The organism is Citrobacter sp. Cu233 (genome assembly GCF_030332225.1).
Taxonomy (GTDB): domain Bacteria; phylum Pseudomonadota; class Gammaproteobacteria; order Enterobacterales; family Enterobacteriaceae; genus Citrobacter.
In genome coordinates this window covers 30,176-56,445 of the sequence record NZ_JAOWIF010000042.1, presented here as the reverse complement: position 1 = coordinate 56,445, position 26,270 = coordinate 30,176, and the positions used below count along the sequence as shown (strand labels likewise).

General features: G+C 52.2%; 25 protein-coding genes and 1 tRNA gene. 6 read left to right on the top strand and 20 right to left on the bottom strand.

Going from position 1 to position 26,270, the window contains the following annotated elements; all coding sequences use genetic code 11:
* Position 1 precedes the first annotated feature (1 nt).
* From ulaC to ulaA, 3 genes are read right to left on the bottom strand one after another with little or no spacing between them, the layout of a single operon-like run.
* Positions 2-469, bottom strand: a complete 468-nt coding sequence (gene ulaC, locus OGX95_RS18820) for a PTS ascorbate transporter subunit IIA (protein ID WP_286630552.1) — start codon at positions 467-469, stop codon at positions 2-4.
* A gap of 9 nt (positions 470-478) precedes the next feature.
* Positions 479-784 carry a PTS ascorbate transporter subunit IIB gene (gene ulaB / locus OGX95_RS18815; RefSeq protein ID WP_045439008.1) on the bottom strand — a complete coding sequence of 102 codons (306 nt, stop codon included), beginning with the start codon at positions 782-784 and terminating at the stop codon, positions 479-481.
* Positions 785-799: 15 nt separating this feature from the next.
* Positions 800-2,197, bottom strand: a complete 1,398-nt coding sequence (gene ulaA / locus OGX95_RS18810; protein WP_286630822.1) for a PTS ascorbate transporter subunit IIC — start codon at positions 2,195-2,197, stop codon at positions 800-802.
* Between the two features lie 367 nt (positions 2,198-2,564).
* Between ulaA and ulaG the strand changes: the two genes are divergently transcribed.
* The 3 genes from ulaG to ulaR all read left to right on the top strand — a co-directional run bounded on the left by ulaG (position 2,565) and on the right by ulaR (position 5,310).
* A complete protein-coding gene (gene ulaG, locus OGX95_RS18805) occupies positions 2,565-3,629 on the top strand; it encodes an L-ascorbate 6-phosphate lactonase (protein ID WP_286630551.1) in 1,065 nt (354 codons plus the stop codon).
* 49 nt (positions 3,630-3,678) lie between these two features.
* On the top strand, positions 3,679-4,293 hold the full coding sequence (locus OGX95_RS18800; RefSeq protein ID WP_286630550.1) for a YagU family protein: 615 nt from the start codon (positions 3,679-3,681) through the stop codon (positions 4,291-4,293).
* A 261-nt stretch (positions 4,294-4,554) separates the two neighbouring features.
* Positions 4,555-5,310, top strand: coding sequence for an HTH-type transcriptional regulator UlaR (ulaR, locus tag OGX95_RS18795; protein WP_271440283.1), 756 nt, complete (start codon positions 4,555-4,557; stop codon positions 5,308-5,310).
* Here the strand turns inward: ulaR and yjfP are convergent.
* Positions 5,307-6,056 (bottom strand): esterase, encoded by a 750-nt coding sequence (gene yjfP / locus OGX95_RS18790; protein WP_286630549.1) that lies wholly within the window; start codon positions 6,054-6,056, stop codon positions 5,307-5,309. The genes ulaR and yjfP overlap by 4 nt on opposite strands.
* A 181-nt stretch (positions 6,057-6,237) precedes the next feature.
* Here yjfP and bsmA point away from each other — a divergent pair, with 181 nt between their 5' ends.
* The gene (gene bsmA, locus OGX95_RS18785; RefSeq protein ID WP_271440281.1) at positions 6,238-6,567 is read left to right on the top strand and encodes a biofilm peroxide resistance protein BsmA; all 330 of its coding nucleotides are present in this window, start codon (positions 6,238-6,240) and stop codon (positions 6,565-6,567) included.
* Between the two features lie 147 nt (positions 6,568-6,714).
* Positions 6,715-6,990 (top strand): DUF1471 family protease activator YjfN, encoded by a 276-nt coding sequence (gene yjfN, locus OGX95_RS18780; protein WP_005134428.1) that lies wholly within the window; start codon positions 6,715-6,717, stop codon positions 6,988-6,990.
* An 85-nt stretch (positions 6,991-7,075) separates the two neighbouring features.
* Here yjfN and OGX95_RS18775 read toward each other — a convergent pair whose 3' ends face one another.
* The 15 genes from OGX95_RS18775 to nnr form a co-directional block, all read right to left on the bottom strand.
* A complete protein-coding gene (locus OGX95_RS18775; protein ID WP_286630548.1) occupies positions 7,076-8,698 on the bottom strand; it encodes an isovaleryl-CoA dehydrogenase in 1,623 nt (540 codons plus the stop codon).
* A gap of 119 nt (positions 8,699-8,817) precedes the next feature.
* On the bottom strand, positions 8,818-9,549 hold the full coding sequence (rlmB, locus tag OGX95_RS18770; RefSeq protein ID WP_271449154.1) for a 23S rRNA (guanosine(2251)-2'-O)-methyltransferase RlmB: 732 nt from the start codon (positions 9,547-9,549) through the stop codon (positions 8,818-8,820).
* Positions 9,550-9,618: 69 nt separating this feature from the next.
* The gene (gene rnr, locus OGX95_RS18765; protein WP_286630547.1) at positions 9,619-12,081 is read right to left on the bottom strand and encodes a ribonuclease R; all 2,463 of its coding nucleotides are present in this window, start codon (positions 12,079-12,081) and stop codon (positions 9,619-9,621) included.
* A gap of 38 nt (positions 12,082-12,119) precedes the next feature.
* Complete coding sequence (nsrR, locus tag OGX95_RS18760) at positions 12,120-12,545, bottom strand: nitric oxide-sensing transcriptional repressor NsrR (protein WP_005134424.1); 426 nt, start codon at positions 12,543-12,545, stop codon at positions 12,120-12,122.
* Between the two features lie 228 nt (positions 12,546-12,773).
* Positions 12,774-14,072: an adenylosuccinate synthase gene (gene purA, locus OGX95_RS18755; RefSeq protein ID WP_005134423.1), complete on the bottom strand. Its 1,299-nt coding sequence runs from the start codon at positions 14,070-14,072 to the stop codon at positions 12,774-12,776.
* A 102-nt stretch (positions 14,073-14,174) separates the two neighbouring features.
* Positions 14,175-14,372: a DUF2065 domain-containing protein gene (locus OGX95_RS18750; RefSeq protein WP_286630546.1), complete on the bottom strand. Its 198-nt coding sequence runs from the start codon at positions 14,370-14,372 to the stop codon at positions 14,175-14,177.
* A gap of 82 nt (positions 14,373-14,454) precedes the next feature.
* Positions 14,455-15,459, bottom strand: coding sequence for a protease modulator HflC (gene hflC / locus OGX95_RS18745; RefSeq protein ID WP_286630545.1), 1,005 nt, complete (start codon positions 15,457-15,459; stop codon positions 14,455-14,457).
* Between the two features lie 2 nt (positions 15,460-15,461).
* Positions 15,462-16,715: an FtsH protease activity modulator HflK gene (gene hflK, locus OGX95_RS18740; protein WP_271440277.1), complete on the bottom strand. Its 1,254-nt coding sequence runs from the start codon at positions 16,713-16,715 to the stop codon at positions 15,462-15,464.
* A gap of 189 nt (positions 16,716-16,904) precedes the next feature.
* Positions 16,905-18,185 (bottom strand): ribosome rescue GTPase HflX, encoded by a 1,281-nt coding sequence (gene hflX / locus OGX95_RS18735; RefSeq protein WP_032937767.1) that lies wholly within the window; start codon positions 18,183-18,185, stop codon positions 16,905-16,907.
* Between the two features lie 74 nt (positions 18,186-18,259).
* Entirely contained in the window at positions 18,260-18,568 is a 309-nt protein-coding gene (gene hfq, locus OGX95_RS18730) for an RNA chaperone Hfq (RefSeq protein ID WP_003025584.1), read from the bottom strand.
* Positions 18,569-18,652: 84 nt separating this feature from the next.
* Entirely contained in the window at positions 18,653-19,603 is a 951-nt protein-coding gene (gene miaA / locus OGX95_RS18725; protein ID WP_286630544.1) for a tRNA (adenosine(37)-N6)-dimethylallyltransferase MiaA, read from the bottom strand.
* Positions 19,596-21,458 (bottom strand): DNA mismatch repair endonuclease MutL, encoded by a 1,863-nt coding sequence (mutL, locus tag OGX95_RS18720; RefSeq protein WP_286630543.1) that lies wholly within the window; start codon positions 21,456-21,458, stop codon positions 19,596-19,598. The genes miaA and mutL overlap by 8 nt, the downstream gene beginning before the upstream one ends.
* Positions 21,459-21,467: 9 nt before the next feature.
* Positions 21,468-22,790 (bottom strand): N-acetylmuramoyl-L-alanine amidase AmiB, encoded by a 1,323-nt coding sequence (gene amiB, locus OGX95_RS18715; RefSeq protein WP_286630542.1) that lies wholly within the window; start codon positions 22,788-22,790, stop codon positions 21,468-21,470.
* A 16-nt stretch (positions 22,791-22,806) separates the two neighbouring features.
* Positions 22,807-23,268 carry a tRNA (adenosine(37)-N6)-threonylcarbamoyltransferase complex ATPase subunit type 1 TsaE gene (gene tsaE, locus OGX95_RS18710; RefSeq protein ID WP_137384005.1) on the bottom strand — a complete coding sequence of 154 codons (462 nt, stop codon included), beginning with the start codon at positions 23,266-23,268 and terminating at the stop codon, positions 22,807-22,809.
* Complete coding sequence (gene nnr / locus OGX95_RS18705; protein WP_286630541.1) at positions 23,240-24,787, bottom strand: bifunctional ADP-dependent NAD(P)H-hydrate dehydratase/NAD(P)H-hydrate epimerase; 1,548 nt, start codon at positions 24,785-24,787, stop codon at positions 23,240-23,242. Before nnr ends, tsaE begins: the two co-directional genes overlap by 29 nt.
* Here nnr and queG point away from each other — a divergent pair.
* The gene (gene queG, locus OGX95_RS18700; RefSeq protein ID WP_286630540.1) at positions 24,786-25,925 is read left to right on the top strand and encodes a tRNA epoxyqueuosine(34) reductase QueG; all 1,140 of its coding nucleotides are present in this window, start codon (positions 24,786-24,788) and stop codon (positions 25,923-25,925) included. The two genes, nnr and queG, sit on opposite strands and share 2 nt — an antisense overlap.
* Before the next feature lie 269 nt (positions 25,926-26,194).
* Here the strand turns inward: queG and OGX95_RS18695 are convergent.
* Positions 26,195-26,270 (bottom strand) — tRNA-Gly (locus OGX95_RS18695).

Here is a 26,270-nt window from a genome sequence, read left to right as displayed (position 1 = left end):
TTTAAACAGCCGCCGCAGTGGCGTTATCAATTAAATCCAGCACTTCCTGCGCGGTGCGGCAGGCGCGTAAACGGTCAAAATTGGCTTCATCATCAAACAGGTTCACAATCTGCATGATGCCGACTTCCTGATGCGTGTTGGCATCAACTGCCGCCATCGTTATCAGGATATCGACCGGGTCATTATCTTCGTGGTTAAACACCAGCGGTGTTTGCAGCGTGACCAGCGCAAAACCGGTTTTCTTGACCCCTTCCTCCGGACGTCCATGCGGCATAGCAAGGCCAGGCGCAATCACAAAGTACGGACCAAACTGTTCTACTCCGTCGAGGATGGCCTGGTAGTAACGTGGTTCAACCACATCTGCAGCCACCAGCAGATCGACGCCGATTTTCACCGCCTCCTGCCAGGTCTCCGCTTCAGCCTGCAAGCGGATGGAGTTATTTTCTGCCAGCGAATCACGTAGTTTCATAGCGAGCCCTTATTTCACGTCCTGTGGAAAGTGTTCTTTAATCACTTCCAGCAGTTTTGGACCAAAATCAGCGGGAGACAGCATGTTGCGCACCCCCACTACATACTTATTGCCAGAAACGGTAATTTCGCCGGCGATATGGGTAGAGGCGATGATGATATCCGCGCCGCTCAGTTCACTTTTGTACTCACCCACTGCGCAGCTATTCACCGTGTGGTCAATATTTGACTGAGTTAAAAACTGATCCACCTTCATTTTCATGATCATGGAACTGCCCTGTCCATTGCCACATACAGCCAGAATACGTACGGTCATAATCGGAACTCCTTATTAAGCAGAGTGTTCTGCCAGTTGTTTTTCTGCGTCTTCCTCAGCACGCAATGAGCGTCCTGCGAAGAACATATAAGCCAGTGCAATCACAATAATGACGGCCATAAAGGCGATACCGATGGAGAAGAAGCCCTGCATCATCGGTGGTGCCAGAATCGACCAGTCCGCCATCCCCATCCAGGCGCTCATACCGGTGAGTTTCACCGCCCAAACGCAGCCAAATATTTCGATCATGCCCATCACCAGACAAATCTTGAGCGCCGCTCGCCAGCCGCCAAAATGGTTAGCAAATACGCCGATAGTGGCGTTAGAGAAGAACATTGGAATAAAGCCGGGGATAATCAGAATGGAAGAGCCAAGGCCTACCAGAATGCCAACAGCAATCAGTTGGCCGATGGTGCCCCACATAAAACCCCAGACCACAGCGTTTGGGGCAAAGCTGTATATCGCCGCACAGTCAATCGCCAGTACCGCCCCAGGAATCAAACGTTGAGAAATACCGTTGAACGCTTCTGAAAGTTCAGCAACGAACATACGTACACCCTGGGTGATGATGAAAATGGCAACAGCGAACGAGAAACCGGTTTGCAGAATGTAGACCGTCCAGTGCACTTTACCCGCCATCGCCTGCACGGTGTCGATGCCAAAGGAGAGCAGGATGGCGCCAAAGAAAATGGTCATGACAATTGCAGTCGAAACAATATTGTCGTGGAAAATATTCAGCCAGCCAGGCAACTTGAGGTCTTCGACGCTCTCTTCTTTCTTGCCCAGAAACGGTGCAATTTTATAGGCGATCCACGAGGCGAACTGCTGTTGGTGGCCGATGGAGAAACCACAGCCGTCTGTCACTTCCTGCGTCGGCTTGTACATCATGTTGGAGGTAATGCCCCAATAAAGCGAAACCAGAATCGCGGTGCAGATAATGGTCGTCCACATGGAGTAGCCGAAAATAAACAGCGTGACGGCAATCAATCCCGCCTGCTGGAACATGATGTGGCCGGTCAGCATGATGGTGCGAATACCGGTAATCCGCCGCAGCAACACGTAACAGATATTCAGCGCCAGCGCTAACAGCACCGCATAGCCCACCCAGCTATAGGCATCCCCCATGCGTTCGATGGTCGCCATCATCGAGGCATAGGTATCGGAAATCGCACCGTTGATACCGTAAACCTCGGACATCTTCGCTACTACTGGTTTGAACGTGCTGGTGAGAATGCCAGACCCCGCCTGCAGCAGCATAAAGCCGATGATCGTTTTGATCGTGCCTTTGATAATGACGCTGACACTTTTACGCAACAGGATGTAGCCGAGACAGGTCACAATCCCCAACAGCAGTGGGGCGTTAGTCATAACCTGATTAAAAAAGACGGTAAAGATGTTGTAGAGGATCTCCATAACGATCTCCAGTAGACGAAGTTGCTGAACATTCATTACAGATGCCCAGGATGTTGTGCCCCCACTCTAGTTTTCAAAAGTAATCACAACAAGATTGAATTTGATTAAATGTGATACAGTACGCAAATAATTCTCTCACTGTAAGAAAGGTCTTGTTCGCTATTCAACGATAAAAAAATAATTCAATATAAAACAAACAAATACAATCAAATCCTGATACAGGAATTACTTATAACCCTGTTAATCCTGCCTATCCCTTGCGGTGACATAAAAAATCAGCACATTGCCTTCTTGATAAAATGATGTCAGTATCAATCAAATTAAATCACATTATGATTCAATATGAATAAACATGAGGGTAAATGCGATGAGTAAAGTAAAAAGTATCACGCGTGAATCATGGATCCTGAGCACGTTCCCGGAGTGGGGTAGCTGGCTAAACGAAGAGATCGAACAGGAACAGGTTGCGCCAGGCACCTTTGCTATGTGGTGGCTGGGCTGTACCGGAATTTGGCTGAAATCAGAAGGCGGGACGAACGTCTGCGTCGATTTCTGGTGCGGAACAGGCAAGCAGAGTCACGGTAATCCACTGATGAAAGCGGGCCATCAGATGCAGCGCATGGCAGGTGTGAAGAAACTGCAGCCAAACCTGCGCACCACGCCGTTTGTTCTCGATCCTTTCGCCATTCGTCAGATCGACGCGGTACTGGCCACTCACGATCATAACGATCACATTGATGTGAACGTCGCAGCAGCCGTCATGCAAAACTGCGCTGCCGATGTCCCGTTTATCGGACCAAAAACCTGTGTGGATTTATGGATTGGCTGGGGCGTGCCGAAAGAGCGTTGTATCGTGGTCAAACCGGGCGATGTGGTGAAAGTGAAAGACATTGAAATTCATGCACTTGACGCGTTTGACCGTACGGCTCTGATCACCCTTCCAGCCGATCAAAAAGCAGCGGGCGTACTGCCGGACGGCATGGACGAACGCGCAGTAAACTACCTGTTCAAAACACCGGGAGGTACGTTGTACCACAGCGGTGACTCCCACTACTCCAACTACTACGCGAAACACGGCAACGAACATCAGATCGACGTGGCGCTCGGCTCCTACGGTGAGAACCCGCGTGGTATTACGGACAAGATGACCAGTTCCGACATGCTGCGTATGGCGGAAGCACTGAACACCAAAGTGGTGATCCCTTTCCATCATGATATCTGGTCAAACTTCCAGGCCGATCCGCAGGAGATCCGTATTCTGTGGGAGATGAAAAAAGATCGTTTGAAATATGGCTTTAAGCCGTTTATCTGGCAGGTTGGCGGCAAATTCACCTGGCCACTGGATAAAGATAATTTCGAGTACCACTATCCCCGTGGATTTGACGATTGCTTCACGATCGAGCCGGATTTACCGTTTAAATCCTTCCTGTGAGTTAAAAAACGCCGGGGAAGCCCGGCGTAAAAAAAATAATGGCAAAAAGATGAATATATTAGAACGGACACTTCCCAGTCGCAGGCATTATGGGCTGGCTACATTTATTGGCTTAATTGCCGGGATTGTTTCCGCATTTGTGAAATGGGGAGCCGAAGTCCCTCTTCCTCCACGTAGCCCAACAGACCTATTTATAAGCGCTTGCGGACCAGAATCATTAATGAGAGCAGCAGGACAAATAGACTGCTCTCGAAATTTTCTCAATCCACCCTATATTTTTCTTCGCGACTGGCTTGGTGTAGCGGACCCTAATTCTGCGGTTTATATTTTTGCCGGACATGTATTCAATTGGGTTGGTGTAACGCACATCATCTTTTCGGTTGTGTTCGCCGTAGGATACTGCGTTGTGGCCGAAATATTCCCAAAAATCAAGCTATGGCAGGGGTTATTGGCCGGTGCGTTAGCCCAACTTTTTGTCCACATGATTTCATTCCCTATCATGGGGTTAACCCCCTCTCTCTTCACCCTACCCTGGTATGAACACGTATCAGAAATATTTGGTCATTTAGTGTGGTTCTGGTCTATTGAGATTATTCGCCGGGATTTACGTAATAGAATAACGCGGGAACCAGACCCTGAAGTTTCATCAGGCATACTACGATAATACGTCCCCTTAACCAGTTCCCTCTTCCTGTGACTAAGGGGGCAGTATTAGTTTCATGACGCCGGGAATCTTCAGCAACAGGCGAGCGATTCCTGACGTTGTGACACCAGAAAGAGCGATGGACGGCGGGTACTACCACTCACTCAAGTCAGCATTTGCCGTAGAGTTCAGCACATTGAAGATGCTTTTCAGCTTTTACTTTAGTATTTTCAGGCTATTTCAAATATCATCTTTTAAAATCAATTTGTATCGGAATAGCTCATGACTGAAGCACAAAGACATCAAATATTGCTGGATATGCTGGCGCAATTGGGCTTTGTTACCGTTGAGAACGTGATTGAGCGCCTGGGGATTTCACCGGCCACAGCACGCAGGGATATCAACAAACTCGACGAGAGCGGCAAACTCAAGAAAGTCCGTAACGGTGCAGAAGCCATTACCCAGCAGCGCCCACGCTGGACACCGATGAATCTGCACCAGGCACAGAATCACGATGAAAAAGTTCGCATTGCCAAAGCGGCATCCCAGTTAGTGAATGCAGGTGAAAGCGTGGTGATCAACTGCGGCTCAACCGCATTCCTGCTCGGACGTGAAATGTGCGGCAAACCCGTGCAGATCATCACGAATTATCTGCCGCTGGCAAACTATCTGATCGACCAGGAGCATGAAAGCGTGATCATCATGGGAGGGCAATACAACAAGAGCCAATCCATCACACTTAGCCCACAGGGCAGCGAGAATAGCCTGTATGCCGGACACTGGATGTTTACGAGTGGTAAAGGACTGACCGCTGATGGACTGTATAAAACCGATATGCTGACGGCAATGGCAGAGCAAAAGATGCTTAACGTGGTCGGCAAACTGGTCGTGCTGGTCGATAGCAGTAAAGTTGGAGAACGCGCGGGAATGTTGTTCAGCCGTGCCGATCAAATCGATATGCTGATTACCGGCAAAAATGCTAACCCTGAGATCCTGGAACAACTTGAAGCTCAGGGCGTGAACATTTTACGGGTTTAAAGGTGCTGGCGGAAAAACGATACTGTCGCAGCGAGCGCTTCTGGCGTGATGCGGTGTCGGACACCCGCTTCCCACAGGCAGGTTAGATTGTTATCCAGACCTGCCTGAATTAACGCCTGCTGCAAACGGAAAGTTTCCACAGCCGGAACCACATCGTCATCCTGACCATGCCACAACAGCAATGGTCTGTCGGCCAGACGTTGCAACTGATGTGTAACATCCCACTCGGCCAGTGGGGCGATAATCTTATCAAATTCCGCCCGCTGTTCTGGCGTCTGAACCGCTACAGGGGGAAAAAGCGTTTGTGCAAGCCGGGTAAAATAACCCGACCCCATCAGGCTAGCTGCACATTTTACGTCAGGATGGCGTGCCATAATGCCCAGAGCCGTCATTGCCCCCATTGAGGCCCCCCCAACGGCAAGACGTTCATCTGATAGCCAATTTTCCGCCACCAGCGCCGCACGTAACGTCGTAAACTCCTGCATATTTTGCTGCAAAATCTGCCAGAAGCGATACATTCTCCCCTGTACATCGCTAGTGAAGCGGGCACCATGATCGGGCGCATCTGGCATCACGACCCGGAATCCGGCCTGTGCCAGAGCAACGGCAAAATAGCTGTAGACCAGACCGGAGGAGGTAAACCCGTGATAGAAGATAATACAAGGAAGTGGACACTCGCGTTTACCCGCAGGAACTGCGTGCAGGACAGGGATACCAGCCAGCTGGCGTGTTTCAATTTCTATCATTTGTCGCCTCTTTTTTTCTGGTATGCCATGGAGAAATACTTAACGCAAGTGAATGTGTTCAGCAATGATTCATAATGTTGAGAACTGGGTTACGCTTTCGCAACATTTTCATTCGAAAATCGCGTGAGAGATAACAATTCGGGAACATTCCCCTAAAGGGAATTTAATAAGGCACTACACTATGGCTATCAGGAAACGAGATAGAGTTATGCGTCGGTTTGCCTCTTTGTTGCTGGTGACGTTTTTAAGCGCCTGTAGCGTGTTACAGGGTACACCACAACCTGCACCGCCCGTAGCCGACCACCCGCAAGAGATCCGCCGCGACCAGAGCAACGGGTTGCAGCGAATAGGGACAGTCAATGCGCTGGTAAGAGGCTCTCCAGATGATGCGCTGGCAGAGATCCGTGCCAAAGCCGTCGCGGCTAAAGCTGATTATTACGTTGTCTTATTAGTTGATGAGACCGTAGTGACAGGCCAATGGTATTCACAGGCTATTTTGTATCGTAAATAACATTGGGTTGAAATTTAGTCAGCTTTACATTGCTTTGCGCCCCTATGCGTTTACCTGTGCACAATAAACCAACAGCAGGGAGCTTGAGGTTTATTATCGCGATGGAATGCCCTGCCATGTGTAGGGGTACGAATAATGGAGCTGACGATGAAACAATCACTTGCCTTATCCTCACTGCTGCTTTCTGCCGGACTGGTAGGTACAACGGCGCAGTCTGCTGAGTTCGCCAGTGCTGACTGCGTAACAGGCCTGAACGAAATTGGCCTGATATCGGTCAGTAACATTGCAGGAAACCCGCAGGACGTAGAACGTGTTGTGGCGTTAAAAGCGGATGAACAAGGTGCCTCATGGTACCGGATTATTCAGATGTATGAAGAACAGCAGCCAGATAACTGGCGCGTACAGGCCATACTTTATGCATAACAGATTGTCGGATGGCATAAACGTATCCTGCCTACATTGAACGCAGGCAGGATACGACGCGACAGCATCGCCATCTGGCATAGTATTACCGTATTCCCCCCGTTGCCCGCAGTAGCAAATCACCCTGCACCTGTGCAGACAACTGTTTTACACCACGCGTATCCAGCATCATCTGACACCAGGCCTGTGCGACTGGCGGAGAGGCATAACGCAGTATCTGCGCGCCACACCCGAGCAGAAAAAGCTGCTGCGTAATCTCCCTCGCCAACGCCTCACTGGGCTTACGTAGGTGTTGCTGCAACTGACGTACCATCCGATCGTAATGACGATCTTGCCCTTTTACTTCAGCAAAAGCCTCACTGAGCATATCGTACATGCCGGGTTGTTTCGTCAGCACCCGCAATACATCAAGACACATAATGTTGCCGGAACCCTCCCAGATACTGTTCACCGGCATTTCACGGTACAAACGGGGCAACTCACTATCTTCGCAATATCCCACCCCGCCCAGTACTTCCATCGCCTCGGCAACAAACGGCATGCCATTTTTGCAGATGGCAAATTTCGCTGCGGGTGTGAATAATCTGGCCCACAGGGCTTCTTTCGTATCGGTGCGGCGATCCCAGGCTCGCGCCAGCCGAAACAGTAACGCGGTCTGCCCTTCCAACTGCAACGCCATTCGGCTTAGTACCTGACGCATCATCGGTTGTTCGATCAAAGGCTTACCAAATACCTGCCGCTGATGTGCATGATAAATCGCCACGGAAAAAGCACGTCGCATCATGCTGTGGCTACCAAGCGCGCAGTCGAAACGCGTCATACCGCCCATTTTCAGGATGTGGCGAATACCTTCCCCTTCCTCGCCCAGTAGCCAGCCGATAGCATCCTGAAACTCGACCTCACAACTGGCATTAGAACGATTACCGAGCTTATCTTTCAGGCGTTCAAGGCGGATGGCGTTGCGCCGACCATCAGGCAAGAATCGCGGCATAAAAAAGCAGGACAATCCCCCCCTTGTCTGCGCCAGCACCAAATGCGCATCGCTTTGCGGCACGGAGAAAAACCATTTATGTCCCACCAGGCGATATGAGCCATCAGCAAGACGTTCAGCCTGAGTGGTATTGCTCAGCACATCTGAGCCACCTTGCTTCTCCGTCATTCCCATACCAATCAACAAACCACGCTTTTGCCCCCCCGGCAGTAAATGCGAGTCATAACGATCGCTTAGCAGTGGCGTAAACCAATCATGAAATTGTGAAGGTAGCATCTGTAATAACAGCGGCGTGGCGGCAAAGGTCATGGTTATCGGGCACAAGGTGCCCGCCTCCACCTGCGCATGCAGCATAAAACGTGCAGCCCGGGCAACAAACGTACCCTGTCTGGCCTCCTCTTCCCAGGCCAGGTTATGCACACGGTTGGCGCACAGTCCCTGCATCAGCAAATGCCAGGCGGGATGGAAACGCACATCGTCCAGTCGCTGTCCCTGCGAGTCGTAGCGCAATAATTCGGGGGGAAAGGTATTGGCCAGGCGACCCAACTCAAGTGATTCTGCGGTCCCTAATTGCTGGCCAATACTGGCGAGAAGATCGCTGTCCCAGCCCGCGCCTTCGCGAACAACGGCTTCACACAGTGCGCCATCGGACAGGTATAAGTTGCTGTTATTGAGCGGTACAGGTTGGTTAAAAACGGTATGCGTTTGCCAGTGCATTGTGTCTCCCTCCGTCAATGGCCGTCGCCATAAGTATGGCCAGTCAGAGAAGAGAGTGCCTGGGATAACGGTCACAAAAAAGCCATCCCGAAGGATGGCTTAAGAGAAGAGGGAGTCAATTACCCGCGCTGACGAACAGCTTCGAACAGGCAAATTCCCGTCGCGACAGAGACGTTAAGCGATGAAACGCTCCCGGCCATTGGGATGCTGATCAGTTCATCACAATGTTCACGGGTCAGGCGACGCATACCTTCGCCCTCTGCGCCCATTACCAGCGCCAGACGCCCGGTCATTTTGCTCTGATACAGCGTATGGTCAGCTTCGCCTGCGGTGCCAACGATCCAGATGTTCTCTTCCTGCAACATACGCATGGTGCGCGCCAGGTTGGTCACGCGGATCAGCGGTACGCTTTCTGCCGCGCCACAGGCAACTTTTTTCGCCGTCGCATTCAATTGTGCAGAACGATCTTTCGGCACGATAACCGCATGCACACCGGCAGCGTCTGCACTACGCAGGCATGCGCCCAGGTTATGCGGATCGGTGACGCCATCGAGGATCAAAAAGAACGGCTGGTCGAGTTCCGCAATCAGATCCGGAAGATCGTTTTCCTGATACTGACGACCCGGCTTCACTCGCGCAATAATCCCCTGATGAACCGCACCCTCACTTTTCTCATCCAGGAACTGGCGGTTAGCTAACTGGATGACAACACCCTGTGCTTCCAGCGCATGGATCAGCGGCAGCAGACGTTTATCTTCACGACCTTTGAGAATAAAGACGTCCTGAAAGCGCTCAGGCGCACGCTCCAACAGAGCCTGCACCGCATGGATGCCGTAAATCATTTCACTCATGAATGTACTCGTTAATAGTTTAGGTGTACGCCGGGCGGCACGCTGGCCACCCGGCTTACGGTTTATGGCTTATTCCGTGACTTTCTTTTTCGCCGCGCGTTTGGCTTTGGTGGCGGCAGCGATTTTAAGCGTTTTCGCCGATGGCTTTTTCGCTTTTTTGTCGCTTTTTTTCTCAGCCGCTTTTTTATCCGCCTGAGGTTTGGCTCTGCCTTTTTTCTCACCGCGGAAAGCACTGTCCGGCTCGAAATTCACCTTTTTTCCCATCTGGCGACGTTTACCGGTATTCTTACCTGCATCGCCTTTTTTGGCTTTTTCGCGCGCGGTTTTACCCTCATTGCGCGGAGCACGTTCGCTGGAAATCAGACTAAAGTCGATTTTGCGCTCGTCCATATTGACAGCTTCCACACGGACTTCCACACGATCGCCAAGGCGATACATCTGACCGCTGGATTCGCCTGTCAGGCGTTGCCCTACCTGGTCAAAACGATAGTAGTCGTTATCCAGCGAGGAGACATGCACCAGACCGTCGATAAACAGCTCATCAAGACGAACAAAGAAGCCAAAACCCGTCACGCTGGCAATAACGCCCTTAAAGACATTACCGACCTGATCCAGCATAAAGTCACACTTCAGCCAGTCAGAGACATCGCGCGTGGCTTCGTCAGCACGGCGCTCTGCCATAGAACAGTGCTGGCCCAGTTGCAGCATCTCTTCCATCGAGTAATGGTAGCCACCCGTCTCCGTGGTGTTACCTTTATGGCCCTGCTCCTGCGCCAACAAATATTTGATTGCACGGTGCAACGAGAGGTCCGGGTAACGACGAATCGGTGAGGTAAAGTGCGCATAAGATTGCAGCGCCAGACCAAAGTGACCACGGTTTTCCGGATCGTAAATGGCCTGTTTCATGGAGCGCAGCAACATGGTCTGCAGCATTTCTGCGTCAGGTCGGTCAGCAATCGACTCCAGCAACTCGGCATAATCACGCGGCTCTGGTTTGTTACCACCCGGCAGCTCCAGTCCCAGCTCGGCCAGTACCGAGCGGAAAGAGTTAATCGCTTCGGTCGTTGGCTTATCGTGAATACGGAACAGTGCAGGCTCTTTGGCTTTCTCAACGAATCGCGCCGCTGAGATATTCGCCATGATCATGCACTCTTCAATCAGCTTGTGCGCGTCATTACGCTGCGTCTGTTCAATACGCTCGATACGGCGTTCAGCATTGAAGATAAACTTCGCTTCTTCACTTTCAAACGAAATACCGCCGCGCTCTTCACGCGCTTTATCCAGCACTTTGTAGAGGTTATGCAGCTCTTCAATATGTTTCACCAACGGCGCGTACTGCTCACGCAGTTCCTGATCGCCCTGCAGCATATGCCAGACTTTGGTGTAGGTCAGACGAGCATGGGAGCTCATTACCGCTTCGTAGAATTTAAAGCCGGTTAAGCGACCTTTTGACGAAATGGTCATTTCGCACACCATACACAGCCTGTCCACCTGCGGGTTGAGCGAACACAATCCGTTGGAAAGCACTTCCGGCAGCATCGGTACGACCTGCGACGGGAAGTACACGGATGTACCGCGACTACGGGCTTCCTGGTCCAGCGGGGTCGGTGGGCGAACGTAATAACTTACGTCAGCAATCGCCACCCACAAACGCCAGCCGCCGCCACGCTTTTTCTCGCAATAGACGGCATCATCGAAATCACGCGCATCTTCACCATCGATAGTAACCAGCGGCAAATCGCGCAAATCAACACGCCCGATTTTCGCTTCTTCCGGTACTTCTTCTTTCAGACCGGCGACCTGTTTCTCTACTGCCTGCGGCCAAATATAGGGAATTTCATGAGTACGCAGGGCCATATCAACGGCCATGCTGGTGCCCATATTATCGCCCAGCACTTCGACAATTTTACCCACCGCTTTGGTACGGCGAGTCGGGCGCTGGGTGAGTTCAACCACCACCACAAAGCCCATACGAGCACCCATCACCTCTTCAGGCGGGATCAAGATGTCAAAACTCAGTCGACTATCGTCCGGTACGACAAATCCCACACCAGCGTCAGTAAAGTAGCGACCAACAATCTGGCTAGTTTTTGGTACCAGTACGCGCACGATACGTGCTTCGCGGCGGCCTTTACGATCCGCACCCAGCGGTTGTGCCAGTACCTGATCGCCATGGATGCAGGTTTTCATCTGCTCGCTGGACAGGTACAAATCATCTTTGCGTCCTTCGACGCGCAAGAAACCGTAGCCATCACGATGGCCAATAACGGTGCCTTTTAGCAGGTCAAGACGCTCCGGCAGCGCGTAGCACTGACGACGGGTAAAGACCAGTTGCCCGTCACGCTCCATCGCGCGCAGCCGGCGACGCAGCGCTTCCAGCTGCTCTTCACCTTCAATATTGAGTTCAGCGGCCAGCTCATCGCGGTTGGCCGGTTTTTCACGTTTAGTTAAATGTTCGAGGATAAATTCCCGGCTCGGGATAGGGTTCGCGTATTTTTCAGCTTCGCGCTCCTGGAAAGGATCTTGTGACATCGAGGTTCCTCCATTGTCAGCTCTGATGAAGATTTTCGTCACTCCACCAGCAATAATTTATAAAGCGGTTGATTCTCTTCAACCAAATCAGCAAGTGTGTAGTTGTCCAGTTCCGTGAGAAAACTTTGCACTGCCTTAGAAAGCGCCTGCTTGAGTCGGCAGGCGGGGGTAATGTGGCAAAACTCGCTGCTACAGTTAACCAGCGATAAGGGTTCCAGCTCGCGAACCACATCACCAATTCCAATAGCTTTAGCCGGTTTGCCCAGGCGGATGCCGCCATTTTTTCCACGAATAGCAGTAACGAAGCCCGCCCGGCTAAGTTGATTGATTATTTTGACCATATGATTACGGGACACGCCGTAGACTTCTGTCACCTCAGAAATACTGGTCATACGTCCTTCGGGTAGCGACGCCATGTAGATTAGCGCACGTAATCCGTAATCGGTGAAACTTGTTAACTGCACATCAACCTCAGGAAAAGGGATAAAACGGATAAGCCTGGTAGTATTAATTATATTGATGATAAACCAGCCACCAGCCAGGTCGCTAATTTATTTCAGTTCGGGAAGGAAAAAAGCGAGGAATTCACTCTTTGTTAAGCCGGATGGCGGTGAAAAGCGCCTGATCCGGCCTACAAAATAACACATGCAGGCCTGATATGCGCAGCGCCAGCAGCACTGCGCCAAACATGATTATGCGTCGAACGGGTCGCGCAGGATCATGGTTTCAGTACGGTCTGGGCCAGTTGAGATAATATCAATCGGCACACCGGTCAGTTCTTCAATACGCTTGATGTAGTTCAGCGCTGCCTGCGGCAGACCACTACGTTCCTTCACACCAAAGGTGGATTCAGACCAGCCTGGCATGGTTTCGTAAATCGGCTCAATACCTTTCCAGTCGTCTGCTGCCAGCGGAGTAGTCGTGACTTCACGGCCATCCGGCATACGGTAAGCAACACAGATTTTAACCTCTTTCAAACCGTCCAGTACGTCCAGTTTGGTCAGGCAGAAGCCAGACAGGGAGTTAATCTGTACCGCACGGCGCACAGCGACGGAGTCCAGCCAGCCGGTACGACGACGACGACCCGTCGTTGCGCCATACTCGTTACCTTGTTTGCACAGGAATTCGCCGACGTCATCAAACAATTCAGTCGGGAACGGACCCGCACCTACACGCGTGGAATAAGCTTTGATGATACCCAGAACGTAGTCCACATAACGCGGGCCCAGGCCGGAGCCGGTCGCCACGCCACCCGCAGTGGTGTTGGAAGACGTTACGTACGGATAGGTACCGTGGTCGATATCCAGCAAAGTACCCTGCGCACCTTCAAACATGACGAAATCGCCACGCTTACGCGCCTGGTCCAGCAGATCGGAAACATCAACAACCATAGACGTCAGGATGTCGGCAATCGCCATCACATCATCCAGCACTTTCTGGTAGTCAACGGCTTCAACTTTGTAGAAATTCACCAACTGGAAGTTGTGATATTCCATCACTTCTTTCAGTTTTTCAGCGAAAGTTGCTTTATCAAACAGATCGCCAACGCGCAGACCGCGACGAGCCACTTTATCTTCATAAGCCGGGCCGATACCACGACCGGTGGTACCGATCGCTTTCTCACCGCGCGCTTTCTCACGAGCGTTATCCAACGCAACATGATAATCAAGGATCAGCGGACACGCTTCAGACAGCAGCAGGCGCTCACGAACCGGGATACCACGATCTTCCAGCCCTTTCATCTCTTTCATCAGCGCGGACGGAGACAGTACAACACCGTTACCGATGATGCTGGTTACATTCTCGCGAAGAATACCTGATGGAATAAGATGGAGGACGGTTTTTTCACCGTTGATTACGAGAGTATGGCCTGCGTTGTGACCACCCTGGTAGCGCACAACATATTTAGCCCGTTCAGTCAGAAGATCGACGATCTTCCCTTTACCTTCGTCACCCCATTGGGTGCCCAGTACGACGACGTTGTTACCCATTTTTCAAAATCACCGTTTGCTTAAAAATGGATTCTACCACCGCTTTTTCAGATATACAGCACTTTTTGCATCCAAAAATCCGCAAATTAGTCTACTTATTGATCAGCCAATCGTTTTCCTCAACATGTAGTAGACGACAATGCCCGCGACCACAAGACCTCCACCAAAACGACGCAAAATATTTTCAGGAAGTTGTGCCATCGCCGAGATCATTTTCTTCCAGGCGCGGGGATACAGCATAGGACCCAGGCCTTCCAGCACCAAAACCAGCGCGAGCGCCAGCAAAATTGTTGAGTTCATCCGTCGTCCTTATATAAAAAGAAAACCACCGCATCCCTGGGGATGCCGGTGGTTTTGCTGGTCTAAAACCGCTGGAGCTATTTTAGCGTGTTGCGCTATTCGGCGTCTTCATGTAACGGAAGAAATCGCTGTCCGGGCTCATGACCATTACATCCTGGTTTCCTTCGAAGCTCTTCTCGTAAGCGCGCAGGCTACGGATGAAGGCGTAGAAGTCAGGATCCTGACTGAATGCGTCAGCAAACAGTTTAGCGGCTTCTGCATCGCCTTCACCACGCATAATGCGGCCCTGACGCTCAGCTTCTGCCAGCGTTTTGGTGACTTCATAGTCCGCTGTTGCACGCAGTTTTTCCGCTTCTTCCTGACCCTGTGAACGATGGCGACGGGCTACCGCTTCACGCTCAGCGCGCATACGGTTGTAAATAGCCTCGGACACTTCAGCTGGCAGGTTGATTTGCTTGATGCGCACATCGACCACTTCGATACCCAGTGCCGCCATACTGTTCGGGTTGATGACCGGGACTTTACCGTTCGTTTCAGCCTGCACACGTTCAGCCGCTTCGGCAATCGCGCTATCCGCCGCCGGAGTCGCGACTTCATCTTCTGTGCCAGCAGAACCGGAGTTCAGCGCGTCACGGACTTCCAGGGTCAAACGACCACGGGAATCGGTAACGATATCTTTCACGTCCAGGCGACCGATTTCAGAACGCAGACGGTCAGAGAACTTACGTTTCAACAACACTTCTGCCTGAGAAACATCACCACCGCCCGTTGCCAGGTAGTAGCGGCTAAAGTCACTGATGCGCCACTTGATGTAGGAGTCAACGATCAGGTCTTTCTTCTCTTTGGTAACAAAGCGATCGGCCTGGTTGTCCATGGTCTGAATACGCGCATCCAGCATCTTCACGGATTCAATAAACGGAATCTTGAAGTGCAGGCCTGGTGCAACCACCAGCGGCTTGTTGTCATCGTCACGCAGAACTTTACCAAAGCGTAGGGTAATCCCGCGCTCGCCTTCTTTGACCACAAAGACTGACATGAACAGAACTACCAGAACGATGATGATAATCGCAATAACTGACTTACGCATCGTTATTCCCCCTGACGCTGGTAGTCGTTACGCTGCGCATTCGCGCGGCGTTGGTCCATAATATCGCCCTGACTGGTGGACGAGGTGTTGCTTGCTCCAGTGCTGGAAGACGTTGCCGGTGGCAGACGCAGCAGATTTGAACTGCTGTCAGTCTTAGCTGCTGGCGCAGTACCGCCTTTCAGCATCTGATCCAACGGCAGAACCATCAGATTACTGCCCTTATCGTTAACCAGTACTTTACGGGTATGGCTCAGCACTTTTTCCATGGTTTCGATATACAGACGCTCGCGAGTAATCTGCGGGGCGGCTTTATATTCCGGCAGAATTTTTGCGAAGCGAGCCACTTCACCCTGTGCTTCCAGGATGGTCTGGGTCTTATACGCACGCGCTTCTTCCAGAATACGCTGCGCCTGACCGTTTGCACGTGGCTGAACTTCGTTGGTATACGCTTCTGCTTCACGGATGTACTGCTGCTCGTTTTCACGCGCTGCGATAGCATCATCAAACGCCGCTTTTACTTCTTCCGGCGGGCGTGCAGCCTGGAAGTTGACGTCCAGCAGGGTGATACCCATATTGTACGGACGAATGGTTTCTTCCAGTTCACGCTGGGTATCGCTACGAATAACGGTACGCCCTTCAGTCAGGATACGATCCATGGTGTATTTACCGATGACCCCACGCAGGGCGCTGTCAGTTGCCTGACGCAGACTGTCATCCGCGCTGGTTACGCTAAACAGGTAACGCTGCGGATCGGTCACACGGTACTGCACGTTCATTTCAACGCGCACGACGTTTTCGTCAGAGGTCAGCATCACACCGGATGCTGCAAGTTCACGCACAGCTTCAACGTTGACCGGAGTCACTTCGTCGATAAAGGTCGGTTTCCAGTTCAGACCCGGCTCAACCAGATGGCTGAATTTACCAAAGCGTGTCACTACACCACGTTCCGCTTCTTTAATGGTGTAGAAACCACTAGCCGCCCAGATAATGACGATAGCTGCCGCTGCGATAGTAAAGACTCGGCCCCCCAGTTGCGGACGCGGGCCTTGTGATGAGCTACCACCGCCAGAACCCGTACCTTTACCGCCACCCAAACCACCGAGTTTTTTACTCAGTTTGCGGAAGATATCATCCAGATCGGGAGGTCCCTGATCGCGACCACCTTTGTTTCCATTTCCCTCAGGGTTGCCGCCAGGTTTGCTGCTTCCCCAGGGGTCGCGGTCTTGTCCGTTATTACCGGGCTGATTCCACGCCATTTTTGTGCTCCATATTTGTTATGCGATGCTATACCTGCGTCTTTTGCGCTGCAGATGCGTTGGCTACGTCTTTCACCCCCAGTCACATAGTTGACTATGCTCCTGGAGATTTCAGGACTTGCCGCCTTCCTGCCGCAGAAAATCCACGAGGAATAGAGGCGAAAAAATCTTCAGGCCATATCCGTCAGGTCAGACAACATAGTCTTCCAGTGCCGGTTCTTGTTTACAGAGGCGACGCCAGTCTACGATCGGCATACGTACTTGCAGACCTACGCTACCGTCTTCCTCCATCCACTCTTTCTCTATTGCCTGAAGTTGGTAAAACCGGCTTCTCAGTCGTCCTTCCTGCGGCGGCAGACGCAACGTATGTTGCGCAACCTCACCGGAAAGTCGCTCTGTCAAAGCCTGAAAAAGCTGTGGTATGCCAATTCCCGTTTGCGCTGAGACCCACACGCGAATGGGTTTATTCTCTTCATCTCTGTCGATACGCGGTTCAAAATCATCCAGCATATCGATCTTATTCATTACCAGCAGCGTCGGGATTTCATTTGCATCGATCTCTTCAAGAACCGTGTCGACGGCCTCAATGTTTTCCTGCACACGAAAATCTGCCGCATCAATAACGTGCAACAGCAAGGTTGCCTGACGAGTCTCCTGCAAAGTGGCCTTAAACGCCGCCACCAGGTCGTGCGGCAAATGACGGATAAACCCTACGGTATCCGCCAGCACGGTTTCACCGACATCCGCAACGTCTATTCGACGAAGCGTCGGATCCAGGGTCGCGAACAGTTGATCCGCTGCGTAAACCCGGGCTTCGGTTATCTGGTTGAACAGGGTGGATTTTCCGGCGTTGGTATATCCCACCAGTGATACGGTTGGGACATCCGCTTTCTTGCGCGACTGCCGCCCCTGCTCACGTTGCTTTTCAACTTTTTCCAGGCGCGACTGTATTTGCAAAATGCGATTACGCAGCAAACGACGGTCGGTTTCGAGCTGGGTTTCACCCGGACCACGCAAACCAATCCCGCCTTTTTGCCTTTCAAGGTGAGTCCAGCCACGGACCAGGCGTGTAGCCATATGGCGCAACTGCGCCAGCTCAACCTGCAACTTCCCCTCATGGGTCCGCGCACGCTGGGCAAAAATATCTAAAATAAGACCAGTCCTGTCGATAACAAGACACTGGCATAACTGTTCCAGGTTACGTTCCTGGGCAGGGCTTAGAGCATGATCAAAAATCACCACCGCAGCGCCAGTCGCTTTTACGGCTTCAGCAATCTCGATTGCCTTACCTTCACCAACAAAATACTTCGGGTGCGGTGCTTTACGGCTCCCGGTAATCACCTGCATTGCTTCGACACCGGCGGAAGAAACCAGAGATTCAAACTCCTGGAGGTCTTCCATATCTTTGTCTTGCGAAAAATAGATGTGTACCAGTACCGCCTGCTCACCGGCATCATAACGGTCAAACAAGCGTCAACCCCTTAATATATATCAACGGGGAACGCAGGATCTCTGGCTCCCCGTGTGTAAAACAGCCTAAAACCTTATTCGGTTTCTTCGCTGTCCTGTTGCGCTGATGAACCCTGCGCGTTGCTACCGTGATGGTAGTTGCTGCCAGTGCCGCCGGTGGCATTATTACTGTGATGAGAAACCGGGCGAGACGGGACAACAGTAGAAATCGCGTGCTTATAAACCATCTGGCTGACCGTGTTTTTCAACAGGATCACGAACTGATCAAAAGACTCGATTTGACCTTGCAGCTTAATACCATTCACCAAATAAATAGAAACTGGAACACGTTCCCGACGCAGTGCGTTCAGGAACGGATCTTGTAAAGATTGCCCCTTAGCCATTCTCTCTTTTCCTTATATGCTTATTTGTACTTTGAACCTTTCGATTCTGAAAAATTGCGCACGATACGTTTCAATTGTACACATTCAGTTCGCGATAGCACCAACAACCTGTAATACTTCGTTTCGCGCCTGGTCAGGCTTTTCACTGTCAAGCCAGTGCACCCCTTCCCAACCACGCAACCAGGTTATCTGCCGCTTCGCTAACTGCCTCGTGGCGCAAACACCTCTATAAACCATTTCATCGTATGAAATTTCGCCTTCAATGTATGACCACATCTGGCGATACCCGACACAACGAATGGAAGGCAAATCCGTATGCAAATCTCCTCGGGCAAAAAGCGCCCGGACTTCTGCTTCAAAACCTGAAGCTAACATCTGATGAAAACGCTGCTCAATTCGCTGATGGAGCAGTTCACGGCTCGCCGGAGCGATCGCAAACTGGTGCACCTCATACGGCAAAGCATCTCCTGACGTTTGCGTCAGCTCCGTTAAAGTTTTACCCGAAATGAAAAAAACTTCCAGTGCCCGGGAAAGTCTTTGCGGATCATTTGGATGAATCCGCGCCGCAGCTACCGGGTCATTCTCCTGAAGCTGTCGGTGTAACGCGTCCCATCCACGCTCTGCCGCCTGCTGCTCGATTCTGGCCCTGACCTCCGGGTCCGCCGACGGTAACGGTGACAACCCTTCAAGCAACGCTTTGAAATATAACATTGTGCCACCCACTAACAGCGGGATACGCCCCGCTGCGGTGATATCGGCCATCTCGGCTAACGCATCGCGACGAAAATCCGCTGCAGAATACGCTTGCGCCGGATCACGAATATCCAGCAATCGGTGTGGTGCGGCCTTCAATTCATCAGCATCAGGTTTCGCGGTGCCGATATCCATCCCCTTGTAAATAAGGGCGGAATCAACGCTTATCAACTCTACGGGCAAAACTTTACGCAATTCAATTGCTAATGCCGTTTTACCGGAGGCCGTCGGCCCCATTAAAAAAATTGCCTTTGGCAGGCTCGCCTTACAGGTATCACTCATGTTTCAGGGCGTTCATTACCGAATGTAAATCAACAGGTTGTAACAGACCACCCGGCGGCGCCTTCACGAGTTGTGGGCATAGCCGCTCAACATCCGCCAACAGCGTAATCGCCTGGGCCATGCTCCACTGCGGATGCTCGCTCATCAGGTTACGAGCAATCCACTGCGCAATGTTGCCCGGTTCGAATACGGTTTGCTGCGCCAGGTAGCCTATCAGTTCAGGAATCAAGATTTGTAAATTTTGTTGGCGTAAGGGTAAAGGCACCGCTCGGATGGTCACATGCTGCGCATCCAGCTGAAATTCAATCCCCAAATCGGCCAGCTGGCTTTGTCCTTTTTGCAACGCTGCTTTTTCATCAGCGGTGACTTTTAGACGCAACGGGATCAGCAGTGGCTGAGCGCAAACAGGGCCCTGCCCAGGCGTAAGCTGCGCCTGACGCAACCACCGTTCCGCAACAGGTAACGCCAGCAGCCGAATCTGGCCATCGCTTTCCAGTAATGCACAGTCTGTCCCTACGATAGTCAGCACCCGTCCAAACCCCTGACTGTTCCCGGTAAGAGGTACCGCCGCTGTTTCAGCGACAGGTGGTTTGTGCATCGGAGCCGGTGTCTGCAGCAGGCGCTGATAAATTTCGCCCTGCTGCTTTTGGTATCCAGGCTGGGCATGTGGCCAACTGGCGCTTGCCTGCCCCTGGCGACCACTTCCACTACTGGAAGAGGCAGAATAACGGGGAGTAGCAGGTTCACGCGCTGCCGCAGGTTCGGCAAAATGGTTACGCCCTGCCGCCACGCGATTTTCCGGGATGTGTCTCGGGGCGGGTTCTTCATCATCAGCCAACGGCAGCGAGGTTTCCAACTGCTGTTGCAGGACGCTTAACACCCCTTGATAAATAAAATCATGCACCAGACGAGACTGGTGAAAACGTACCTCATGTTTGGCTGGGTGCACGTTTACATCTACCTGATGCGGGTCGATTTCCAGATACAGTACAAATGCGGGTTGCTGATCGGCGCCCAGCTTATCTTCACAAGCCTGGCGAATGGCATGGTTGATCAGTCTGTCGCGCATCATCCGGCCATTCACATAGCAGTACTGGATTTCTGCCAGCGCCGCTGTCGTGTGGTTCGGATCGGCCACCCAGCCGCGCAGCGTCAAATCGCCATGCTGCCATTCAATCGCCAGAGCATGCTCCAGAAACGGCGTCCCGCAAATAGCACCCAGTCGACGCTCTTTTTGTCCATCCGCCGCTACGGCACGATACTGGCGCACCATTTTGCCGTTATGCGACAGATTAATCGTCACATCGAAACGCGCCAACGCAATGCGGCGGATAATTTCGTCGATGTGGTTAAATTCCGTTTTCTCCGTGCGCATAAACTTGCGTCGTGCTGGCGTGTTGTAAAACAGATCCAGTACTTCCAGCGTGGTCCCCACCGGATGCGCAGCGGGTTTAACCGTCACATCCATGTCACGCCCTTCAGCATAGGCCTGCCAGGCTTCGGGTTGTTCTTGCGTACGCGATGTCAGGGTTAAACGGGAAACCGAGCTGATACTCGCCAGTGCCTCTCCACGAAATCCAAGGCTGACGATAGCTTCGAGATCATCAAGCGAGGCAATTTTACTGGTGGCATGACGCGCCAGCGCCAGCGCCAGCTCGTCTTTTTTAATCCCACAGCCGTTGTCACGAATACGGATAAGCTTCGCCCCGCCGCGTTCGATATCAATATCGATGCGCGTAGCACCCGCATCGATGCTGTTTTCTACCAGCTCTTTAACCACCGACGCAGGTCGTTCCACCACCTCGCCTGCGGCAATCTGGTTCGCCAACTGTGGCGGTAGAACCTGAATCGGCATGGCTAATCCTTAGTTTGTTAACGTGCTGCCAGGCGATACGGCGCTGGCAGTTTGCGCCGGTGCGCCCTGTGGGCCGGTTTGCATCGGATGCGCCTGGAAATAGTTACGCAGTCCTTTGTAAATCGCCTCGGCCAGCTGCTGCTGGTAATCATCGCTTGCCAACAGCCGTTCTTCGCTGTTGTTGCTGATAAAGCCGGTTTCGACCAGGACTGACGGGATATCCGGCGAGCGCAATACGCCAAGGCTGGCGTGTTCCGGGCGGCGTTTGTGCATCGAACCAATTCGCTCTAACTGACCGATCATGCTGGTCGCCACATCATACCCGACACGCTGCGAATGACCGAACTGCAGGTCCAGTACGGCCTGACTGAGATATGGATCGGACTGACTGTTAGCCAGCACATCACCCGCGCCGCCCAGCAATTCCGACTGTTTCTCGTGTTGCTCCAGCCAACCGGCCATTTCACTGTTGGCACGACGGTTTGACAACACCCATACTGAAGCGCCAGTCGCATCGCGGTTTGGTGCGGCATCCGCATGAATAGAGACCAGGAAGTTGGCATTTTGTTTACGCGCAACATCGGAACGGCCCATCACCGAGATAAAGTAATCGCCGTCACGGGTGAGTACCCCCTTAAACATCGGATCATCATTCAGCAAGCCGCGCAGTTTGCGCGCAACAGCAATAGTGACGTTTTTCTCGCGTGTACCACCAGGGCCGATCGCCCCAGGGTCCTGTCCGCCGTGCCCGGCATCGATAGCAATAACAACTTTATCGCCGTTGCTGACGCGAGCCTGAGCTGCCGGTCTCGTGGCCGTATTGCTGCTGGTCACAGCGGTGGTGCGATCATTTTCTGCTTTAAACGGATTACGTGCTGGCTCAACGGGACGTGGAGCAACGGCCGGTGCCTCGACACGCTTGACCACCACAGGTGGCGGCGGCGGCGCATCAGCTTTAATCGTAAACACAACGGTGTAATTGCCACCGTTTTGTCGTTTTACGGCTTCAGCTTTTCCGTTTTCGGTTAAATCGACGACCAGCCGCAGAGACTGGGCATCGTTTGGCGTACCAGAACGGATCGCCTTCACCAGATTATTACCGCTGAACAGCAGTGGTAATCCCTGAATCACACCTGTTTGTTTAATATCCAGCGTGACCGTTCGTTTCCCCTCCTGCGACACAGCGTATTCCGGCTCACCGATAAAGCTCAGCGTAATCCGCGCCTGTTGATCGCCATTGGAAACCTGAAGATCGGAGAGGCTGGCGGCCCCTGCCTGCGCGCACAGCAGGACCAGGGTTGCCATCAGCCAGTTTCTGATGCGATAAATCATCCCGCCACCCTTAAGGTTAATCGGCTAAACGCGCCAGCAATAAATCACCCGATGAGGAGACAGCACTTACGCGCGCCTCACGACCTTGCGCCTGATATTCAATGTGTATTTCGACGTCCGGGTCTGGCAGTACACCTTTACCTTGTTGCGGCCATTCCACCAGGCAGATGGCATCATTGGCAAAATAATCACGGATCCCCATAAATTCCAGCTCCTCCGGGTCCGCAAGGCGATACAGGTCGAAGTGATAAACCATTAAATTATCGAGCGCATAGGGTTCGACCAGCGTGTAGGTCGGGCTTTTTACATTACCTTTGTGACCTAACGCCTGCAGGAATCCCCGACTGAAGGTCGTTTTACCCGCCCCAAGGTCGCCATATAAATAAATAACCGTCGCGCCGTCACAGGCTTTGGCTACCCGCAGTCCCAGGTCTAAAGTTGCCTGCTCATCAGGTAGTGGAATTACTCGATTCATCATGATAAACGTCAATCACATCAGGGTTAACAATACGCTGTAGCGTGGTAAAGAGATCTGTCGCCAGCATGCCGCGCATACCAAAACGCGCTGCCAGTACATCCGCCGCCGCACCGTGCGCAACACATCCCGCACACGCTGCATCATACGGGGTAAGCTTCTGTCCGAGCAATGCGCCAATAATACCGGAGAGCACATCCCCCATCCCGCCGCTGGCCATTCCGGCATTGCCGGCATCAATAATACCCAATGCAGCCTGTTCAGAGGCGACTACCGTCCCCGCGCCTTTCAGCACCACCACACCTCCGTACCGTTTTACCAGACGTTGTGCGCAAAGTAAGCGATCGTCTTCAATTTCTGCAATGGAACAACCCAGCAACCGTGCTGCCTCACCCGGATGCGGCGTGATCACGCGATTGTGACGTTTATCGGGATTGATTGCCAGCAGGTTAAGCGCATCGGCATCCCAGAGCATCGGTTTGCGAAAATTCTCGACCTTTTGCAATGCTTTTTTGCCCCACTCCTGCTGTCCAAGACCAGGACCAATCACCACGACATCTGCCCAGGCCAAACCCTCTTCCAGCGTCTTCGGCGTTAGCGTATCGACCATGAGTTCCGGTCGGGCAGTCAAAATGGGGGCGATATTTTCACTGCGCGTCAGCACGTTGACCAACCCAGCCCCCGCACGCAGCGCCGCTTCACCAGCCATACGAATGGCGCCCGCCGTGCCGTGGTCACCGCCAATAATGACCAACCGACCATGGGAACCTTTGTGTGAGGTAGGTCGACGTGGTGTTAACCAGTGCGCAAGCTGCGAGGCGTCATAACGCTGAATCGGCGCATCTTGCCCGTCAAGCCAGGCGTCCAACCCAAGCGCGTTAAAGTGCAGATGTCCGGTAACATCGCGCGCTTTGCCAGTTAACAGCCCTGGTTTCAACGCAATAAAGGTGACGGTATGCGCTGCATTTATCGCCGCCCCCGGTGTCGCTCCTGTTTGTGCCAGCAGGCCAGAAGGAATATCTACGGCGACGATGGGGGCAGGATGGGCATTGGCATGCTCAATCAGCATACGGAGAGGTTCGCGCGGTGCCTGTTTTAAACCGGTCCCCAACAGCGCGTCGATAATGACATCCACACGACCAGGCCAGACGATATCTGTTGAATGGATCACGCCCCCCGCATTAAGCCAGGCATCACGCGCCTGCTGTGCTTCCTCGGGCAGCGTTTTATCGCTCTCTTGTGCCAGCAATGTGACATCAATACCCAGCGCTTTGGCGAGTCTTGCCACCACATACCCATCACCGCCATTGTTACCGTGGCCGCACAGCACCAGCCAATGTTGAGCGTGCGGATATGCGTTCCGGGTAGCCTGAAACACAGCCTCTCCCGCGCGCAGCATCAGTTCATAAAGCGTCAGCCCTAAGTTGTCTGCCGCCTCTCGTTCCATCCGTTTGATGTCATCGGCGTGCCAGATGGAGTGTGGTATACTTGCGAGGTTTTTCTTCATTGTATGGTCCGTCATGTCAGAGCCCCTCGATCTCAATCAGTTAGCGCAAAATATTAAGCAGTGGGGGCTGGAACTTGGCTTTCAGCAGGTCGGTATTGCCGATACCAACCTCAGCGAAGCCGAACCCAAACTGCAGGACTGGCTGGATAAACACTATCACGGCGAGATGGACTGGATGGCCCGTCACGGCATGATGCGCGCCCGACCTCATGAATTATTGCCCGGTACATTACGCGTTGTCAGCGTACGAATGAACTATCTTCCTGCCAACGCAGCCTTTGCCAGTACGTTGAAAAATGCCTCTCTGGGCTACGTCAGCCGGTACGCGCTTGGACGTGACTACCATAAGTTGCTACGTAACCGCTTAAAAAAGCTGGGCGAGATGATTCAACAGCACTGCGCTTCGCTGAATTTTAGACCTTTTGTCGATTCTGCGCCCATTCTTGAGCGTCCACTGGCGGAAAAAGCAGGGCTTGGCTGGACGGGTAAGCACTCACTTATCCTCAACCGTGAGGCTGGCTCATTCTTCTTTCTCGGTGAGCTACTGATCGATTTGCCTCTCCCGGTTGATAAGCCAGTCGAAGAAGGATGCGGGAAATGCGTGGCCTGTATGACCATTTGTCCTACCGGTGCTATCGTTGAACCGTATACTGTCGATGCCCGCCGCTGCATTTCTTATCTGACTATCGAGCTGGAAGGTGCTATCCCGGAAGAGTTTCGCCCGCTACTGGGGAACCGCATCTATGGCTGCGATGACTGCCAGCTCATCTGCCCCTGGAACCGCTATTCGCAACTGACTACCGAAGATGACTTCAACCCGCGCAAGCAACTTCATGCACCAGAGTTAATTGAGTTGTTTGGCTGGAACGAGGCGCGGTTTTTGAAAGTGACGGAAGGTTCTGCCATTCGTCGTATTGGCCATCTGCGCTGGTTGCGGAATATCGCCGTTGCGCTGGGAAATGCCCCCTGTGATGAAGCCGTAATCAATGCGCTGGAAAGTCGCAGAGGTGAGCACCCACTTCTCGACGAGCACATAGAGTGGGCGATTGCCCGGCAAATTGAGAAGCGAAATGCCTGCGTAGTGGAAGTGCAGTTACCGAAGAAACAACGTCTGATCAGGGTCGTTGAAAAAGGATTGCCACGCGATGCTTAAGTCATCCACAGCTTGTGTATAAAAATAAAAACACATTGATATTCAAGAAGGAAAAAATCGTCAAGTGATCGTATTAACAATTTGAAATGATAATTAACTCAATGATTTCAATTGGTTATGAAGATATTATTCACCCAGCGAAGTTATTTGCATTCAAGGAATGATGCGTCGACCTGTGGATAAGTCTGTTTACAGAAGTATGTCAATGGCGAAATAAAACGTCCCCAACGCGATACTACGTTGTGGATATTTTTATTGAGATAAGAATTTGGAGCGGGAAACGAGACTCGAACTCGCGACCCCGACCTTGGCAAGGTCGTGCTCTACCAACTGAGCTATTCCCGC